This is a genomic window from Acaryochloris marina MBIC11017 (genome assembly GCF_000018105.1).
In the GTDB taxonomy this organism is placed as follows: Bacteria; Cyanobacteriota; Cyanobacteriia; order Thermosynechococcales; family Thermosynechococcaceae; genus Acaryochloris; species Acaryochloris marina.
In genome coordinates this window covers 3,965,303-3,982,733 of the sequence record NC_009925.1, presented here as the reverse complement: position 1 = coordinate 3,982,733, position 17,431 = coordinate 3,965,303, and the positions used below count along the sequence as shown (strand labels likewise).

Sequence of the window (17,431 nt, the reverse complement as noted above, 5' to 3'; positions counted from 1 at the left end):
TCAACGGTGGAATTTGATCTCAACCAACTCCGTGAACTATTAGCAATTCTCAATCAAACGGATATTGATGAGCTAAGCCTTAAAAGTAATGATTTTGAGCTGACTATCCATAAGGCAAACCAAACCACAGCGACGGTCTCCTCTGCGACCGCACAGCCAATGGTTATGGATGCCGCTGCACTAGAAGCTGCAGTTCCAGACTCTTCTCCCCCTTCTGCACCTGATAAGAAATGGGTCGATGTGATTTCTCCGATGGTAGGTACGTTTTATCGTTCCCCCGCCCCCGATGAGCCGCCTTTTGTAGAAGTTGGGGATGCCGCCCGACGTGGGCAAACCATCTGCATTATCGAAGCAATGAAGTTAATGAATGAGCTAGAAGCTGAGGTGAATGGCGAAATCGTTGAGATTCTCGTAGAAAACGGAGAACCTATTGAATTTGGTCAAACCCTCATGCGCATTAACCCTTCGAGCTAGCCGTTATCTTCGAAACCCGCAGATGAGGATGCAATACTGCCATCCGGCATAATCGTATCTTTCAAGATGGCGTCGGTTAGATCGATGTGCTCTAAGTTAGCACCTAAGAAGTCAGCACCGCTCAGGTTCGCGCCTTTAAAATTCGCGTTCTGTAGATCTGCATCTCTAAAATTGACACCACTCAGATCGCTGTAATTTAATGAGGCTCGTTGCAAGTTGGCCTTCGATAGACAGGCTCCGACTAAAATGGCGCCACTCAAGAGAGAATTACTCAAGTTACTTTTGGTTAGGTCTGCCCCTGTCAGATTAGCCCCAATGAGTTTAGCGGCCGACAAATTGGCGGCGGATAAGTTCGCACACAGTAGATCGATCCCATGAAGGGCCGCATGGCTTAAATTGGTATCTCGTAAAACAATATGATCGAGCTGAGCTAGGCTTAAATCCTGCTTTGATAAATTCGATTTACTAAAATCTCGTTCGCCATTGGCATAGCGCTTTAATAGTTCTTCAACGGTCATAGCCTAATTATCGCCTTCCCACCGATGTTTTTATTGTGCCAGGGGTTGGGACTCACCAAATGAGTTTATGCTGATTTTTGGTGAAAGGGGTGCGATCTCAAACCACAATACCCAAATTATGCATTCCCTATTCCATGGCGATATCTTGGGTCTTATCGCTAAATACTCATCAGGAATACAGACCGTTGGGACTGTTGACTCAAATGACGCTTAACGGGTCCAGCCAGCGCAAGATCGCTTTTTCAAGGTGGTTGACATCTTTATATAGCTCTTGACGAAACCATTGCCCAACCGCATCTAAAGGAGTAAACGTGTCTCCGGGCTGCCAACGAACATCTTGCCCTAGGGGCGTCAGATGATTGCCTGCGAGTCGCTGAATGGAAATCATGCCAGGAAAACGCTGTTCTAACAACCCTGACAATCTCAAGGTTTGATCTAGGGTGTCATTAGAAAACTTGACCAGTAAGTTCCTAGGAACTTGGTAGTGTCGTTCCACTAAACGGTTGGTTTGAGTGGGGTTGGGCGAAAATTCAATCGGCACTGCGGGGGTAATCAAGTCAGCGAAGGGAATAGCCTTATCAATCGGAGCGTTGTTAAAGGAAATCAAGATATTCCCAGCTCGCTTAACCTCAAACAAACTGCCAATCAGGAGGTGGAGCTTACAGCCCATACTATGACCGATGCCATAGATGGGTAGAAACTGGGGCAATCGAGCAGTTCTTTGCAGACGGTCAACCGTGTCTTCAAATTGATGGAGCGCTTCTTCCGCAATACCGGCATGGTCAACCGAGGTGAGAAAGGGAGTAGCAATGACGGCATATCCCTGATTGGCTAGCCCTTCCAGAAGTCTCCGGTAGGTTGCTTGCGGAGCAGTAGCGACAAAAGCACCCCCCAAAAAATGAATTAAGGCAATGGGTTGGGGAGGAATAAGAATCGAGTTATTAGCTATTTCTTGCCAGTTCATTCTGGATGTTCTTTTGGATGTAAATCTGAAGGTGGACGATCGCTGCTCCACGCCCACCACGCCTGCCCGCACTGACATTGGTAGAACTCTTGCCACTTACGCATATAGGTTTCAGTAATGACCGGAGCCCGACGATTGATCCACACAGCCTGAGCTTCTGAACAGGTCGCCCGACAACTCGGACAGCCAAAATGATGGGCATGGGTCGCGGTCTTGGTCCAGTTGGGTGGAGTCGGATCAAAAGCGTTCATAACCGTATTGTAAGAGGATCCAGATTAGATGTGTTTAGAGGCAACAGCATGGGAAAAGGTAGGCGTATAACACTATTGCACGAGTCTCCAACGAATACATGAATCTCCAATGAATAACAGGCAGCCATAATATTTTTGCTGGGTGGGCTGCAATATTCAGTCACACCTGGGCAGTGCTGACTTAAAAGCACCAGCGATCAGCTATATAACGAGCAACGTATCAGACCTAGACCACCAATATTTGAGCATCAGCCCGTAGCTAACATCTTGATTGTGTCACCTTGTCCAAATCATAGAAAGCGACCTAGATTGCCTAGATCGCTTTCAAAAACTGTGATTGGAGTTGGGAACAAACCGTAGCCCCGATTTTATCGCGACACAGATGTAAAATCTGGAATTGCCATTGGGAACCAGCATGGCTCTCCCATCTCACAGGTCAGAAACTACACACCACCCTGAATATTAAAAGCAGGTTTTGTAAGCCGAACTTTATAGTTACTACTAGCAGGCACTGTTAAGAGTTGAGCTTTAAACGTGACAGACTGACCTGCAGATAGAGTGGAAGGAGCAGGAACAGCGCTTCCAGTTTGTACTAGCTTGCCAGTACCATCAACAACTTCAAAATTGACGCTAGATACCGTCACTGATTTCTTATTGCCATTGGTCAGGGTCCCTTGAACTTCGGACGAACCATTCAAACGAATAATAGGAGCAAGGCGAAGATTAGACACCCGTAAATTCTTACTGAGTTGTTTTGCTAGAACTTGCGGATCCACATCGCTCTCTTCAAAAGAAGAAGTGGCGGAGTCAGCGGATTCCTCAGTCTCTGGTGGGCTGTTGAGGTTCATCAACCTCTGCCAATAATTTTGGAACCGGGACTGCTCAGAGGCACTCCCCCCAATTTGAATTACGTCTCCTGCTGATTGGGTATGCCCCGGCAGTGTGGCGACCAATGCGGTAGACGTCATAACAGAACCAATCAGAAGGCGCGTCAACCAGCGCCGAGAAGATGTCAACATTATTTATTTCACTCTCTCAACCAATATCTAGGAAAAACTTATCAATACTTGACTCAAATCCTATCTCAGGAATGTTTGAGAATCTGTCTGGGGTTAGTATGCCCTGCTCTGCATTGGAAGTAGACAGGGCGTTTAACCACCATAGTTCCAGGGGGTATCTTTCATCCATAGGGGTTGTCCATCACGATGCTGGCCCGCAGCAATCACTTCTCCCATAAAAATAGAATGATCGCCTTCTTCTAAACTGCCTTGGACACGACATTCTACAAAGCCTAAGGCACTGGCAATAATCGGGCAGCCAGTTTCTTCACCCAGGTAAAACTCAACATCACCAAATTTATCGCCGATTCTTTGTTGAGGCTTAAAAAAGGTCTCTGCTAAGTCTTGTTGTGACACTTCTAAAAAGCTAACAGCGAAAACTTGGCTCGCTTTGATCATGGCGTGGGAGCGAGAATCTTGGCGCACCCCAATCACAATCAGCGGAGGTTTAAAGGAGGCTTGGGTCATCCAGCTCAGGGTAAATCCGTTGACGTCATCTCCTTCTTTGACGCCACAAATATTAAGGGGATGGGGAATGTTGCGGAGCAACGTGCGTTTGGCTTTTTCGTCTAACAAGGGTGCGGTATCCTTATACATCTCTCAAACTATGTCTCTCACTTTAGCAAGGGATGTAGACGCAACCCTTGCCGGGTTGAAACCTGCGGTGAGGAAAGTATCAAAGCGACGAATATGTCCGATTGTCAATGGATACCCACTCATACAGTCACCCCGATTGCCCCCCAGACACTGCATATCTGGCGACTCCCTTTAAGAACAGACGGAGCTAGTCATTGGTGGGACTTACTCTCTAGGGATGAGCAGCAGCGAGCCCAACGGTTTGTGCGATCGCAAGATCAGGACAAGTATGTGCAGGTCCGCGGAACTCTACGATGCTTATTGGGCCAATATTTGCAGATACCCGGTCACACCCTGCGCTTTGATTATGGAGATTATGGCAAGCCTCAACTCGTATCGTCTTGCAATTCATTAAATCTGCAATTTAACGTTTCTCATTCCCATGAGTTAGCGTTAATTGCCATTACTCAGGCGACGGCAGTAGGTATTGATATTGAGCAGATGAACCCACAAGCTAGATATATAAATATCAGCCAACGTTTTTTTTCCGTAGCAGAACACGAGATTCTCTTGCAACAGCCTGTAGAACAGCAGTGTCATACTTTTTTTCAACTGTGGACCCGGAAAGAGGCTTGTGTGAAGGCAATGGGTGGCAGCATTGCTCATGTGCTCGATCAAATTAATGTGGCTCAGGGATTAAATCAAACCAGTATTGCTATTGAGGTGCAGGAGGAGCCCCATCAACTCTTTCTGCGTAACCTTATCCCAGATCCTAACTTTGCCGGAGCCGTAGCAACCCAAGCGCCCTTGCAACATCTACACCTATGGCAGTGGGACTCTATCAGTTCAGGCTAATTAATTTGTCTGGAACATTAATTGGAATCACTGACAAGCAAAGGCTAAGATAAATTAAAGATATGTTACGATTTTTAATATAAAGAGTACAATTCAAGTCTGCTAAGCCCCTTATACAGACATCTGAGTTTACAGAGCGTAATCTTTTTGACTGTTGTAAGTGTTTGGATACGGTATTGTACGTTTGACTTGCTAAACGGGATTGCCTTTGTAGTGGGACAGATGAGGATTCATTTCTTACAAATCCGCACGCCATCCTAGATGCCTTTGTCTAAACTTGAGAGACGCCCCATGAGAACCAAAGAAATTGCCAAAGATTCCGTGCGCTCTTACTTGCGAGAGATTGGGCGTGTTCCTCTCTTAACCCATGAAGAAGAGGTGACGTTTGGCAAGCAGGTCCAACATCTGATCAAGTTGCAAACGATTCGCGATGAATTAGCGGAGCAACTAGAGCGGCAACCGAACGATGCAGAGTGGTCGGCGGCTGCCAAGCTCTCGGAAGCCGAACTACAAAAGGCTCTACATGAAGGGGAAGCGGCTAAGCGAAAGATGGTGGAAGCCAATCTACGCTTAGTGGTTTCTGTCGCAAAGAAATATATCAAGCGCAATGTGGACCTGTTGGATCTGATCCAAGAGGGTACGATTGGCATGCAGCGGGGCGTTGAGAAGTTCGACCCAACTAAAGGATATCGCTTCTCGACCTATGCCTACTGGTGGATTCGGCAGGCGATCACCCGCGCGATCGCAGAAAAAGGACGAACAATTCGACTCCCGATCCACATCACGGAAAAGCTCAACAAAATTAAGAAGACGCAACGGCAGCTTTCTCAAAAGTTGGGCCGAGCTGCAACCATCAGCGAATTAGCCACGTCTTTAGACTTAACTACAAAGCAAGTCCGAGAATATTTAGAGCGCGCTCGCCAACCTTTATCCCTGGATGTTCGGGTTGGGGATAATCAGGATACTGAACTGGGTGAACTAATCGAAGATCCGTCTGAATCTCCTGAGAATTTTACCCTACAAGCTTCTTTGCGGGGAGATTTGGAGCGGCTAATGGCAGATTTGACGGACCAGCAGCAGCAGGTTCTCCACCTCCGCTTTGGTTTGGATGATGGTCAACCCCTAACCTTAGCTAAGATTGGCGATCGTTTAAGCATCAGCCGGGAAAGGGTTCGACAGATTGAGCGGGAAGCTCTGAGTAAGCTACGGAAGCGCAAAGCTGATATTTCTGAGTATCTGGCTAGCTAACTGCTCACACCTAAAAATGTTCTATTTTTAGGTGCATTGAGGTAATATCTCTCTTCTTTGAACCTTTGGGTAGAAAAAAACTTTGGTTTTAAAGTACTCCATCTGCACTGGAGATCAGCTTTGCCTTAGCGCTTTGTGGCGATCACTTGCAGATCCGCTGCGTCATCTTCACTGCTAGGTGGTACGACCTCTACGTCCAAAATTTGAAAGTCAACCTGGATGATCTCTTGCAAGATATCCCTCTTTTATCACTTTAGACAGAGAGAAAATCAGGATGCTTGAGCAATTTCCTCACCAGTGGACAGCAAAATGCCTCCATCTTTGATGTGAGTTGCTCAAACCCCTTTTTCAAAGCACGGCTGGGAAAGACTTCTAACCAGCGCTTTAGAAGATTCCAACTGATTAACGGTTGAATGATCAAGCGCACATTATTGAGCAGATTCTTCCACCCGTTTTGGTTATCCCACCAAGGATGCTGCGCAAAGTGTTGATGTGCCACTGGACAAGAGTCATTGAAGACATCAGCGAACAAACTCACCATCAAGAAAGCGCTCATCACTATCTCCCACCACTTTTCAATTTGTTCGTAGTGCGTCATGCGAAAATCAGCCCAACCCAAGGTATCTTTAGACTGTTTGAGACCATACTCAATCCAAGTTCTGAAGCCATAGCAATCCCCAATTTCATCCAGCTTGATCTCGGGTGCCGCTGCCATGACATAAGAGGTTGAGTTCTCTGGTAGCGTTTGGGGGTCCGTGGTTAATAGCCAATAGCGCTTCTGGTGGTGTCGCTGGCCATAAATGATCTCTTGCCTGTAACGAGTTTCAGTGGTGCCATTGCTGAAGGTTCGTTCAAATGACTGCCACGGTTCGGCAAAGACTGCTTGTTCTGCGGGTAACCACACCGCATGATTGCTACGAATCGCTAGGATATAGGGCAGCTTTAACTCCTCTAAGACATTCACAAAGTTTGTTTGAGCTTCCCCATACAAGCTGTCAGCCAGGACGAGCTCAAAGCAAAAGCCCATCCCTTGCAACTGTCGGATCATTCCAGCAGCAATTTGGGGTTTGCTGAGATACTCATCCTCCTCTTTAAGACGTTCTCGGGGTTTGTACACTTCAAAGGACAAAGGCAAAATCATCCCTTGAAACAGCCCGTAGGCAGTGACTGCGACGATGCCATTCTCTTTCTTGCCCACATTGCCGATATACTGCCGTTTCACATAGTCGGTACTCTTGCCTTTTTTGCAATCGCCCGTCTCATCGATCAATAGAATTAACCTGCGCCCATCCAGTATTTTCAAGATGATGTCCAATCTCTTGTCAGACAAATGTGACGCTACCCAAGGTGATTCACTCAGAAAATGATGCAGGCTTTGATGGTTCTCCAAGCCCACTGCTCTTGCAATGGCGGGCAATGATTTACGTTTGATATCACTAATCATCCCCAGATGGAGATGCTTGAAGGCTTCATAACTGCGGACTTGGGGAAATAACTCTGCAAATAGTTGGCAGTACTCATCAACAAAGCCAATGGTTGGTTCTGGACTTCTTGAAGCTGACATCACTCATTAGAAAAATAGAAACTGAGAATAGTCTATTTTTTATCTGTCTAAAGTGATAAAAGAGGGTTATAGCAGTCGCCATTCTATTCAGGACACTAGATGTAGAACATGTTCCATTGCTTCTCTGAGAGATCCAAAATGTTCTAATTGGTGACGGATGCGACTTTTAATCCAAGACCAAGACCGCTCAATCTTGTTCAAGTCAGGGGAATAAGGCGGTAAATACCAAACCTCACATCCTGCTTTTTCCACTAATTCCTGTATTTGTCCTCCCTTGTGAAAAGTGGCATTATCTATCACCAGCTTCTGCCCAGGCTTGAGCACGGGTATCAAGCAACGCTCTAGCCAAAGTTCAAACACAGTCCGATTGCAAGCTCCTTCGATCGTGAACGGTGCCATCAACTGCTTTGCTCTCAACGCCGCAATCATATTGACTCGGCCGCTTCTACGCCCAGTCTTCAAAGCATAAACCCGCTCACCTTTGGGGCCATAAGCATAGTCATACTCGTCTCGATGATCCATGCCCGACTCATCCGCATAGACGATATCGTCTGGGTCCACGGTACTCAGACGTTTGATGAACGCTGCCCGTTTGTGCTTATCTCGTTCTCGGTACCCATATGTTTTTTTTTTCGAGTAAATCCGATTTTCTGGAGGGCTCTTGAGATGGTTCGATCACTAATCTCTCCATCCCATAGTTGAGCCATCTGAGCTTGGGTTTTATGACGATGCTTGTGGGCAAACGCTCGAAACTTGTCCCAGTCAGTGATTTTATGGCTATGGCCAGGATGATGGACTGGCTTGGGATGCAAATCACCCGTTTCCGCCTTGAGGTGTTGCCATTGGTTAATGGTGTTACGACTGATATGGAACAGTTCACTCGCTTCTGAAGGGCGCATCCCATCTAGCTCAATCGCATCTATCACTTTGCAACGTAGGTCGTAACTATAAATTTTGGGCATCACACAGGAGAAGGAATAAAATACTTCTCTAGTTTAAGTCCTTCTCAATATGGCGACTGCTATATCGTTGGAGTCCCCGATATACCGGGTTGCCACATCTTTGTGAACAATGCAGCGTGTTTGAGGATCAAAATTGGGTTGTAAGCTGACGGGCACTTGATTGCACATCGTGGTGATGGTTAGTTAGTATGCCGTTCGGTTTGAGAATTCGATGAGCCGTGTGTAGAAATTGAGTGCGATCTTTGCCAATGATGCAGTGATAACAACGGCCATCTACAGCGATATCAAATGAAGCATCCTCAATCTCGGTTAATGTCAGAACGTCACCATAAAGGAAATTCACTTTGACCTTGGCTTTGGCAGCATTTTCAACTGCCCAAGAAATTGCAGTGGGAGCAATATCAACCCCAGCCACTGTGTAACCTATTTGGGCAAAAGCAATCCCTAAATTTCCTGCGCCACAGCCTAGTTCCAGCAAACTTCCCTGGTTTGGAAAGGCTTATTTTTGCGAGAGAGATTGCCAAGTGTTGTCCCAGTCTTTCGCTATTTCATCGTGCCTGATCCAACCGACATAATCAGGGTCTACTCGTTTATGTTAGTAAGCGCGATCGTGTCGTAAATAGCCAATTCTCATAGTTTTTCGCCATAAATGGACTACCTATACTTTATGCATCTAAACAGACCGTTAGGTATATTAAATTTTAGCTAGAGAGTAGATAAGAGAACCAAGATTTAACACATATGTGTCAACTTTTGCAATTTACTCAAGCATCTCAAAGTTGTGGACGCCGAAATTCAGTGAGGATCGCCACATACTATCTTTACCTAAGTTCGGTGAATGTCCACTTTTTCGAGTGAAGGCCAAACCTCTATTCTTCAGTAGAAAGGCTTCTAAAATGGGCTTAGCCTGAACTGGAATTCTATTATTATTTTTTTGATAAATTTTGGTTCTGGTCCAGAGTTTTTCAAGGTTTCCAGGTAGAAAAGAGGCCAATTTAGATTGCCTCCTGCCCACCTCTCTTAAGAAAGCTACTAAGAATATCAAGCCTTATTTTGAAGCAGGTGGGCACTAATGATAAACATAATTCTGATCTATTTATTCTGTAATTCTTTTATAGATGTAGGTAAACATAGTTAAGGCCAAACTTGTTTGATAGACTTCAATGGATAGATGTAGGTTTCCGCTCACACAAGAATCAAAATGTTGGTTAATCTCAAATTCTATTATACCTGGACAGAATATTAGACCTCTTGCAATATGCGTTTCATGAAGTTCTAATTACGAAAAAAATGCTGCGATCTGACTCAGATTTTAGTTCTCTACCACATCGTTAGTTGAATTATTCAAGAGGTCTATATACAGTCGATTTTAAGATTGACGAACACTATTGTAATTAACATCAATAGTAACCAATTAGAGCTGCAACCACTTCAATGCTGTTTTCCACAGCCCCTCTAGATGTAACTGATGCAGTTTTCTATTTGAACTTTACCTCCTGACATAAGTGGGCAAAAAACTATTCCTCCGACAGGGAAATTAACCTCCTCCCTTCTTGATGATGAATTTGTTGATGGAGCATGAACTATTTCATGAGTTCTTGTAGTAGAAATACCTTGCTGTCGTTGTGCATCATGCTTAGAATCAGAAACAAAAAATTTACCTAAAGAATCTGCACAAACAAAAGAAGAAACTTCATGAAGTCGATCTGGATAAACAGTAACATTTAAAATGACTCCCTTGGCCACCTTTGGCACATGATTTGATACATTTTCAATGTACTCACCGCCGTTAGGTTTGTAACGTCCAAATGGTCTAGCATTATCAAGAAATCTTGTCTTATTAGCAGGTAAAAAGACAAGTGGCCCATCTTTCTTTTGAATTTCAGAATACCAATTATCGATTTCCCCTTTTATTTCTGCAGCTTTAATGGCAGATTCCTTGGCATCCATTAAAAAATTTTCAGCACCTATGTTCTTGATTCCTGATTCAACAGCTTTCGGGACTGCTTTTCCGACAGATATTTCTAGTTCATTTTTAACATATTTATTAATTATTGTGTGGACAATTTCCACTAAATCATTAGAAGTTTTTATCCCAAAAAAAGAAATTAAAGTTACAACTACTACGAACAAAAAAGGGACCGTAACAACAAAGAATTTTCTGTCAGACTGATAATTTTCGCGAAGTAAACTTAGTTCCTTTTCAATATTGCTTACTTTATCTTCTTGATTCACCTTCACACTCCTTGTAACTCTTAACTCAGATGATGATAGATATAAAGCAAGAGTATATCTAAATACTGTCTATATGAGTTATAAATTCTGGCAAATTTTACCAATTTATGAAGTTTTATTAAACAAGCATTAGTTAATACTTCTAAAGTAGGTCAGGCATAATTTCAATAACTATTTTGGCTTTAGCTAATTAGCTTAGAAACCTTCATTTATATAGCATCTAGCCATATTTTTATTTTGAAGTATAGTTGCACTTTAATTCTCTTGTTTACTTAGCTCCATCAGCAATCAATCTCTCATTATGGGCTAGCGCTCTCGTTATCCTACTCAACGCTCAACATTCCTTTATCCTGATCAAGGAAATATAGGGTCATTTGGAGTTGATGCCAGAAACTAAACTAAAGAAGTTACCCATCGCGAAATTAAGAACTGCTTTGCGAACTTGGTATCAAGAGTCAGGGCGAGATCTCCCCTGGAGGCAAACACAAGACCCTTATGCCATCTGGGTCTCAGAGATCATGCTCCAGCAAACCCAGGTCAAAACCGTCATTCCCTATTACCAGCGCTGGTTAGCCCAATTCCCCACTATTGCCAGCCTAGCAGCCGCTCCCCAACAAGACGTCTTGAAAGTTTGGCAGGGACTGGGTTACTATGCTCGGGCGCGGAACTTGCATCGAGCTGCCCAACAAGTCGTCGCAGACTGGGATGGAACCTTCCCAGAGCAATTTGACCAAGTGATGAGCTTACCCGGCATCGGTCGAACCACTGCTGGAGGCATTCTTAGCGCCGCCTTTAATCAGCCCACCCCTATTTTGGATGGTAATGTTAAGCGCATCCTAGTCCGGCTACTCGCCATCCAACAGCCTCCCAAAAAAGTGTTGGCAGATCTATGGGAAGCCTCCACAGCACTCCTCGATCCAGAGTATCCTAGGGAATTCAACCAGGCATTTATGGACCTAGGGGCCACCCTATGTACCCCCAAGCAACCCCAGTGCGATCGCTGTCCCTGGAGGTCCGACTGCCAAGCCTACCGTCATCAACTGCAAACCACCTTACCCATGACCGAACAGAAAGCCCCAGTCCCCCATAAACAAATTGGCGTTGCCGTGATCTGGAACGACCAAAACCAGATTCTGATCGATAAACGACCTCAAAAAGGTCTGCTGGGTGGCCTATGGGAATTTCCAGGAGGAAAAGTAGAACCCCAAGAATCTGTGGAAGACTGCATTCGCCGGGAAATAAAAGAAGAACTAGGGATTGAGATTGGCGTTGACGATCATTTGATTACCGTGAATCATGCCTACACCCACTTCAAAGTCACCCTGATGGTGCATCACTGCCACCATATCCAAGGGGAGCCCCAGGCCATTGAATGTGATGAAATTCGCTGGGTGACCTTAGCAGAGCTAGATGAGTATCCCTTTCCCAAAGCCAATCAAGAAATCATTGCCGCCCTACGGGCTTCTAAACAACCAGCCCCCAAAGGCTAAAATAATGACCTCCACTCCATCCCTACTGAGAGGCACCCGACTGTGAGTACGGTTTATACCCGGCCCCTAGCCCGACTGGTTGAGCAGCTCCAACGACTCCCCGGCATTGGCCCCAAAAGTGCCCAACGACTAGCCCTGCACCTGTTAAAACGCCCCACTGCCGAGGTCGAAGCCCTCGCCAATGCCCTAATCGAGGCCAAGCAGCAGGTCGGATTTTGTTCTGTCTGCTTTCATTTGTCCGCCGACCCTGTCTGCGATATTTGTCGGGCACCCAGTCGAGATAAAACGGTGATTTGCGTGGTTGCCGATTCTAGGGACGTGATTGCCCTCGAAAAAACCCGAGAATTCAAGGGTCAATATCATGTGCTCGGCGGTTTGATTTCACCCATGGATGGCATTGGCCCCGATCAGCTCAATGTTCAGCCCCTCATTCGCCGGGTTCATCAAACAAAAACCCAAGAGGTGATTCTGGCCATTAACCCTAGTGTAGAAGGCGAAACCACCACCCTGTATGTGGGGCAACTGCTCAAACCCTTTACGCGCGTGACGCGCATTGCCTTTGGTCTCCCCATGGGAGGTGACTTAGAATATGCAGACGAAGTCACCCTTGCTAGAGCACTAGAAGGGCGACGAGATTTGGATTAAATGGATTGAGCTAAATTCTTAAAGCTTTTGCTTGACGAAGTTCACAAGCTGAGTCAACGCCCGCTTCAAGTTAGCAATCTCAGTTTCCATGGCTTCAACTCGCTGGCGCAATTCAATGACCTCAGTATTGTCGACGGCAGGAGCAGCTTCTGCAGGCTTGCTGGCTTCCGTGCGGAGTCGAGGTAGTCGCGACTTGGTAAAGGCACCTTTAATCGCCTTTTGCAATTGATGTTTCTCAAAAGGCTTTTCAATAAATTCAAAAAATTCGAAGGGTTCTGTCAGCTTATCGGTAACTTCTTCCTTCCGGCCTGACATGATCACCAGGGGAATGGACTGCAGATCATTTTCATTTTGCAGTTCTTGATAGACTTCCCAACCACTAACTCGGGGTAACAGAAAGTCCAACATGATTAAAGTAGGGCGTTCTTGCCGAATCAAGTTTAAGCCTTCTGCACCATCCTTAGCTTCTAACACCTGAAAGTCACCTTCCGGCAGCATATCCCGGACACGCATACGAATGACCTTACTGTCGTCAATCACTAAGATTTTGTGACCTGCCACGCTTAACTCCTACATCCACTAATGAGTAAGGGCTGAAAAATACCAGTCTAGTTCTAAACAATCTCTTGATAATGCATCAGATTGAACAAGAATCTTGCCTAATAGAATTAGACCCTCTTCTAGAGTTTGCCCTGTTTTGACTCCAGAAATGTCACTTCACCTTAAGAAATAATTCAACAATAAAGGAAAAAAGAGAATTTAGGAATCTGATTCCCCGTCATCTGGGCATTTTCTCCAGCTTTTTTTGGCCTGTTAGAGAGTCTGAAATGGTGTTAGTCTGCTGTTGATAAAGCTTGCCCTCTGCCTAAATTCTTACTGAGCCATGCCGTTTTTTCAATCAGATGATCAGCTCCAATCTCAAGGCCAATCCATTTTGGAAGAAGTCTGGACTAAATTCCCCTGGTTAGCTCAAAATCAGCTGGCCATGACCTGGCTTGTCTATGATCCGCCGTTCATCACTAATACCGGAGGCAGCATCAGTCCCCAAGAATTTTGGCAATATCCGGTGCGGGGGTATAGCTATCGGGGTGTGGAATGTATTTATCCCGCCAGCGTCGTCAAGCTGTTTTATCTGGTTGCCGCCCATGAGTGGTTAGAAACGGGCATGATGCAGCCATCGGCAGAATTAGAGCGGGCGATGCAGGACATGATTATTGACTCTAGTAACGATGGCACGGGTCTGGTGGTGGATATGCTGACCGGCACCACCAGCGGTCCCGAGCTGCCCCCTGAACCGTTTAAAACCTGGCAGCACCAGCGCAACATCGTCAATCGGTATTTTCAATCCTTGGGTTGGCCAGAACTGGGGACTATTAATGCGAATCAAAAAACCTGGGGCGATGGCCCCTACGGACGAGAACAGGCGTTTGTAGGAGAAACCCGAGCCAATCGCAATAGGCTGACGACCGAAGCCACTGCCCGTCTGCTGCACAGTATTGTCGGTGGAGTATCGGTATCGGCGGTGCGATCGCAAGCCATGCTCGACCTAATGCTGCGAGACCTCAACCCCGACGTACTAGCCGCAGACCCTGAAAATCAGGTCACTGGGTTTATTGGCGGTGGGGTTCCCTTAGATACGAAGGTCTGGTCTAAGGCGGGCTGGACCAGCACCGTCCGCCATGATGCGGCCTATATTGAACTGCCCCATCGCTCGCCCTATTTATTAGTGGTGTTTACCGAGAGCAAACAGGCTAGCGATAATGAAGACGTCATTCCCTTTATTTCCGCCAAAGTGGCTGAGGTTGTTCCCAACCACCCTGGCTAATCACCAGGTGGGATCTGAAAACAAATTAATCGTCAGTTGGGCATAGCCGGGTGGAACCGAGAAGATACAGGAACACAGCTCTCCAATCTCTTCAATGTCCACCTCACAGGCGTGACAGGATCCCATTAAGCAACCCGTGGGAATGTCAATCCCTGCCCGTTCAGCAACCGTCAACAAGGGCTCACCCACTTCCGCCTCGATGGTGACATCGTCAGGCATAAATCTCACAGAGACAGACAAAGCTAAACCTCTCAAACCGGTTGGGCGTGTCAATAATCTTAATGAATTTCTTCCCGAAATGGCTAGGAGCCGCGTCTAATCGCAGTTGTCCCTCTTAGCCTGAGGTTCACCCTGCCGAACTGCGTAACGAAGCCCCGCCCCCCCGATAACTGAGTGTAGTAACCCTGGCGTTTTCCCATTTCTATGTCTAATCCGTTGATATAAATCACTGTGTCTACCCTGGAGGAACCGCTAGACTTGCGGATAGGTTGCAATCCTCTCTAAACAGGTGCTTGCAGTCGTCTTTTAACCAGTGGGATGCGGGATATTGGGTTCAAGACGGGGAGCTTCTTGAACGAGAGCCAGCAACAATAAGACCGATCACGACATGCATATCAAAGCAGAGTGTGAACGACATGATTTAGAGTCCGACCAATCCCTAAAAACTTGTAATTTTTGGGATTTCTATGAGTCGACTCTCTTAAAATATGGGTTGGAATGAGCGTTTTGGTTTGGGTTGATGGTTGAGATGTCCGGACAAGTCATAGCCTATCGGTATCATGTGCTAAAAACCTTAGCGCAAGGGTCTTTTGGGACTACTTTTTTAGCCCGAGATACCTATTTACCCGATTATCCAAAGTGCGTTATTAAGCAGCTCCAGCCCGATTCAAGCGATCCGAAATTCTTGGAGATTGCTCGCCGACTATTTGAACAGGAAGCGAGCATTTTAGGCAACCTAGGGAATCATCCTCGGATTCCCAAACTTCTCTCTTATTTTGAGTCCGAACAAGATTTTTTTCTGGTCCAAGAATTTATTGATGGGATTTCGATTGCCCAGGAATTGAGTCCCGAGAAACGGTGGCCAGAAGCCAAAGTTAAAGCTTTCCTGATTGAATGTTTAGACATCCTCAAATATGTCCATGACCTAGGGGTTATTCACCGGGATATTAAGCCGGACAACTTAATTCGACGATTGTCGGACCAGGCTGTATTTTTACTGGACTTTGGAGCCGTTAAGCAAATTAGCAGCGGTCAAAACCAAGCCACCGAAACGACGATTGCCGTCGGTACCCCAGGCTATATGCCGGACGAGCAAATTCGCGGCAAACCCCATATTAGTAGCGACATCTACGCTTTAGGCACCATAGGTATCTATGGGTTAACGGGCGTTCGCCCCGTCGAGTTTGAGCGCAGCGAAGAAGACGAAATCCTCTGGCAGCATCAAGCCGACGTCAGTACGGAGATGGCTGAAATTTTACGAAAGATGGTTCGTCGAGACTATCGCAAGCGCTATCAGTCCGTTGCCGAAGTGTTAGCGGATCTCGAACAGGTGCCGGATGTAGTGGGCAGCAAGACCATGGCCGCCGCCAAAACTGAAGCTATGCCCGACCTGCTGGATGCAGAAAGCGCCCCCGCAGAGCCCCCTTCTACCATTTATCAATCTCCAGCCTCAGTTACTACCGACCACTCAACCAACCAAGTCACTAATCAAGACACGAACATTCAGGCACCCCCCGTACAACCTGAAAAGGGCACTGCCCCCATCTATGAAACCAGCGGCGCCAAAACAAAATCCCGTCAATTGCTCAAGGTGCTCGTGCCCTCAACGGTTTTAGTCGGGGCAGGCATCGGTGGGTTTCTACTCTGGGGGCCGAAAACCCTTAGTCAAACGGCCGCTCAACTGAGTCAACTACATGGGCAAGCCAAATATTCTGAATGTATTGACCTAGGTGAGACCGCCATGACCCAGCAGTCTAAAGCGGTCAATCAATTACTCAACCCCCTCTCCAAGTGCTATCTCGGCCAGGCCAAACAACTGGCTGAGGAAACGAAGTTGGGGGAGGCGGTACAGATGGTCACGAAGGTGTCTGATCAGAGTACCTATCATTTTCAAGCCACCCAGAAATTAGATGACTGGTCCGCCCTAATCCTGCAAGAAGCTCGCCAGAACTATGAAATTAAGGGAGATTTAAAGCTGGCGTTGGCGGGAATTGAACAAATTCCCACCACTAGCGTCGTTAAGACCAAAGCCCAGCGTGAATCTAAGCAATGGCAAGACAAGCATAGTGCTAATGAAAAGAAGATCACGGCGGCTAAAAAAGCCTTAAAGGAAGGGCGTGAGGAAGATGCGATCGCAACTGCGAAACAAATCAAAGCCCCAGAATATTGGAAGAAGATCGCTGATCAAATTCAGAAGGACGCCAAAACCGCGATCGCCAATCGGCCAGCCCCCGAACCCGTTTGGCAGCCCCCTGCTCAAACAGCCACCCGGTCGGCCCCTCCGGTCTATCAGCCCCCCGTTCGCTCTGCTCCGGTTTACCAACCGCCAGTCCGGTCAGCGCCTCCCCCCGTCTATCGTCCCCCTGCCCGGTCGGCCCCTCCGGTCTATCAGCCCCCGGCACAACCGGCTCCTCCCCCCCAGAAAGAAGTAATGAATATCTGCCCTGGTCCTTTGTGTTCAGAATGAGGTTACCGATGTCATCAACAACGTCATCAACAATTTAGCTATCCGGCCTATCCCTGAGGGATCAGCCAACCAAAATTCAT

General features: G+C 46.5%; 17 protein-coding genes and 1 pseudogene. 7 read left to right on the top strand and 11 right to left on the bottom strand.

Annotated elements, in window-relative coordinates; genetic code table 11:
* Nucleotides 1–6: 6 nt before the first annotated feature.
* The gene (gene accB / locus AM1_RS17835) at nucleotides 7–474 is read left to right on the top strand and encodes an acetyl-CoA carboxylase biotin carboxyl carrier protein (RefSeq protein WP_012164275.1); all 468 of its coding nucleotides are present in this window, start codon (nucleotides 7–9) and stop codon (nucleotides 472–474) included.
* Here accB and AM1_RS17830 read toward each other — a convergent pair.
* From AM1_RS17830 to AM1_RS17810, 5 genes are all read right to left on the bottom strand, one after another.
* Entirely contained in the window at nucleotides 471–992 is a 522-nt protein-coding gene (locus AM1_RS17830) for a pentapeptide repeat-containing protein (RefSeq protein WP_012164274.1), read from the bottom strand. The two genes, accB and AM1_RS17830, sit on opposite strands and share 4 nt — an antisense overlap.
* Before the next feature lie 199 nt (nucleotides 993–1,191).
* Nucleotides 1,192–1,956, bottom strand: coding sequence for a DUF1350 family protein (locus tag AM1_RS17825; protein ID WP_012164272.1), 765 nt, complete (start codon nucleotides 1,954–1,956; stop codon nucleotides 1,192–1,194).
* Nucleotides 1,953–2,207: a hypothetical protein gene (locus AM1_RS17820; protein WP_010475102.1), complete on the bottom strand. Its 255-nt coding sequence runs from the start codon at nucleotides 2,205–2,207 to the stop codon at nucleotides 1,953–1,955. Before AM1_RS17820 ends, AM1_RS17825 begins: the two co-directional genes overlap by 4 nt.
* A gap of 443 nt (nucleotides 2,208–2,650) precedes the next feature.
* Nucleotides 2,651–3,226: an FxLYD domain-containing protein gene (locus AM1_RS17815; RefSeq protein ID WP_012164271.1), complete on the bottom strand. Its 576-nt coding sequence runs from the start codon at nucleotides 3,224–3,226 to the stop codon at nucleotides 2,651–2,653.
* A 132-nt stretch (nucleotides 3,227–3,358) separates the two neighbouring features.
* Nucleotides 3,359–3,841 carry a flavin reductase family protein gene (locus AM1_RS17810; protein ID WP_010475106.1) on the bottom strand — a complete coding sequence of 161 codons (483 nt, stop codon included), beginning with the start codon at nucleotides 3,839–3,841 and terminating at the stop codon, nucleotides 3,359–3,361.
* Between the two features lie 114 nt (nucleotides 3,842–3,955).
* Between AM1_RS17810 and AM1_RS17805 the strand changes: the two genes are divergently transcribed.
* Both AM1_RS17805 and AM1_RS17800 read left to right on the top strand, forming a co-directional pair.
* Complete coding sequence (locus AM1_RS17805; RefSeq protein ID WP_012164270.1) at nucleotides 3,956–4,696, top strand: 4'-phosphopantetheinyl transferase family protein; 741 nt, start codon at nucleotides 3,956–3,958, stop codon at nucleotides 4,694–4,696.
* A 291-nt stretch (nucleotides 4,697–4,987) separates the two neighbouring features.
* Nucleotides 4,988–5,944 (top strand): RNA polymerase sigma factor, RpoD/SigA family, encoded by a 957-nt coding sequence (locus AM1_RS17800; RefSeq protein WP_012164269.1) that lies wholly within the window; start codon nucleotides 4,988–4,990, stop codon nucleotides 5,942–5,944.
* Nucleotides 5,945–6,197: 253 nt separating this feature from the next.
* On the opposite strand, the gene AM1_RS17795 is transcribed toward AM1_RS17800, so the two are convergent.
* The 4 genes and pseudogenes from AM1_RS17795 to AM1_RS17770 all read right to left on the bottom strand — a co-directional run bounded on the left by AM1_RS17795 (nucleotide 6,198) and on the right by AM1_RS17770 (nucleotide 10,705).
* A complete protein-coding gene (locus tag AM1_RS17795; protein ID WP_012160919.1) occupies nucleotides 6,198–7,508 on the bottom strand; it encodes an IS701-like element ISAcma8 family transposase in 1,311 nt (436 codons plus the stop codon).
* Between the two features lie 87 nt (nucleotides 7,509–7,595).
* Nucleotides 7,596–8,470, bottom strand: a protein-coding gene (locus AM1_RS39860; protein WP_148215757.1) for an IS630-like element ISAcma25 family transposase whose coding sequence is annotated in 2 segments (ribosomal slippage) — nucleotides 7,596–8,138 and nucleotides 8,141–8,470 — 873 coding nt in all. Because the reading frame shifts where the segments join, the coding sequence is not laid out codon by codon here.
* A 127-nt stretch (nucleotides 8,471–8,597) separates the two neighbouring features.
* A pseudogene (locus tag AM1_RS17780) lies at nucleotides 8,598–8,951 on the bottom strand (class I SAM-dependent methyltransferase); the annotation flags it as partial.
* Nucleotides 8,952–9,925: 974 nt separating this feature from the next.
* Nucleotides 9,926–10,705: a hypothetical protein gene (locus tag AM1_RS17770; RefSeq protein ID WP_012164265.1), complete on the bottom strand. Its 780-nt coding sequence runs from the start codon at nucleotides 10,703–10,705 to the stop codon at nucleotides 9,926–9,928.
* 383 nt (nucleotides 10,706–11,088) lie between these two features.
* On the opposite strand from AM1_RS17770, the gene mutY reads away from it, so the two are divergent.
* Both mutY and recR read left to right on the top strand, forming a co-directional pair.
* Nucleotides 11,089–12,195: an A/G-specific adenine glycosylase gene (gene mutY, locus AM1_RS17765; protein ID WP_012164264.1), complete on the top strand. Its 1,107-nt coding sequence runs from the start codon at nucleotides 11,089–11,091 to the stop codon at nucleotides 12,193–12,195.
* 42 nt (nucleotides 12,196–12,237) lie between these two features.
* A complete protein-coding gene (recR, locus tag AM1_RS17760; protein WP_010472144.1) occupies nucleotides 12,238–12,840 on the top strand; it encodes a recombination mediator RecR in 603 nt (200 codons plus the stop codon).
* Nucleotides 12,841–12,858: 18 nt separating this feature from the next.
* On the opposite strand, the gene AM1_RS17755 is transcribed toward recR, so the two are convergent.
* Entirely contained in the window at nucleotides 12,859–13,401 is a 543-nt protein-coding gene (locus AM1_RS17755) for a response regulator (protein ID WP_010472147.1), read from the bottom strand.
* Nucleotides 13,402–13,723: 322 nt separating this feature from the next.
* Here AM1_RS17755 and AM1_RS17750 point away from each other — a divergent pair, with 322 nt between their 5' ends.
* On the top strand, nucleotides 13,724–14,665 hold the full coding sequence (locus AM1_RS17750; RefSeq protein ID WP_012164263.1) for a serine hydrolase: 942 nt from the start codon (nucleotides 13,724–13,726) through the stop codon (nucleotides 14,663–14,665).
* Here the strand turns inward: AM1_RS17750 and AM1_RS17745 are convergent, their stop codons facing one another.
* A complete protein-coding gene (locus AM1_RS17745; protein WP_041659935.1) occupies nucleotides 14,666–14,905 on the bottom strand; it encodes a 2Fe-2S iron-sulfur cluster-binding protein in 240 nt (79 codons plus the stop codon).
* Nucleotides 14,906–15,404: 499 nt separating this feature from the next.
* On the opposite strand from AM1_RS17745, the gene AM1_RS17740 reads away from it, so the two are divergent.
* Complete coding sequence (locus tag AM1_RS17740; RefSeq protein ID WP_049783752.1) at nucleotides 15,405–17,351, top strand: protein kinase domain-containing protein; 1,947 nt, start codon at nucleotides 15,405–15,407, stop codon at nucleotides 17,349–17,351.
* Nucleotides 17,352–17,431: the final 80 nt, after the last annotated feature.

Coding starts and splice junctions, on each gene's coding strand:
- mutY (WP_012164264.1), top strand. CDS start 11,089: ATGCCAGAAACTAAACTAAAGAAGTTACCCATCGCGAAATTAAGAACT.
- AM1_RS17800 (WP_012164269.1), top strand. CDS start 4,988: ATGAGAACCAAAGAAATTGCCAAAGATTCCGTGCGCTCTTACTTGCGA.
- AM1_RS17825 (WP_012164272.1), bottom strand. CDS start 1,956: ATGAACTGGCAAGAAATAGCTAATAACTCGATTCTTATTCCTCCCCAA.
- AM1_RS17820 (WP_010475102.1), bottom strand. CDS start 2,207: ATGAACGCTTTTGATCCGACTCCACCCAACTGGACCAAGACCGCGACC.
- AM1_RS17740 (WP_049783752.1), top strand. CDS start 15,405: ATGGTTGAGATGTCCGGACAAGTCATAGCCTATCGGTATCATGTGCTA.
- AM1_RS17750 (WP_012164263.1), top strand. CDS start 13,724: ATGCCGTTTTTTCAATCAGATGATCAGCTCCAATCTCAAGGCCAATCC.
- AM1_RS17815 (WP_012164271.1), bottom strand. CDS start 3,226: ATGTTGACATCTTCTCGGCGCTGGTTGACGCGCCTTCTGATTGGTTCT.
- AM1_RS17795 (WP_012160919.1), bottom strand. CDS start 7,508: ATGTCAGCTTCAAGAAGTCCAGAACCAACCATTGGCTTTGTTGATGAG.
- AM1_RS17805 (WP_012164270.1), top strand. CDS start 3,956: ATGTCCGATTGTCAATGGATACCCACTCATACAGTCACCCCGATTGCC.
- AM1_RS17830 (WP_012164274.1), bottom strand. CDS start 992: ATGACCGTTGAAGAACTATTAAAGCGCTATGCCAATGGCGAACGAGAT.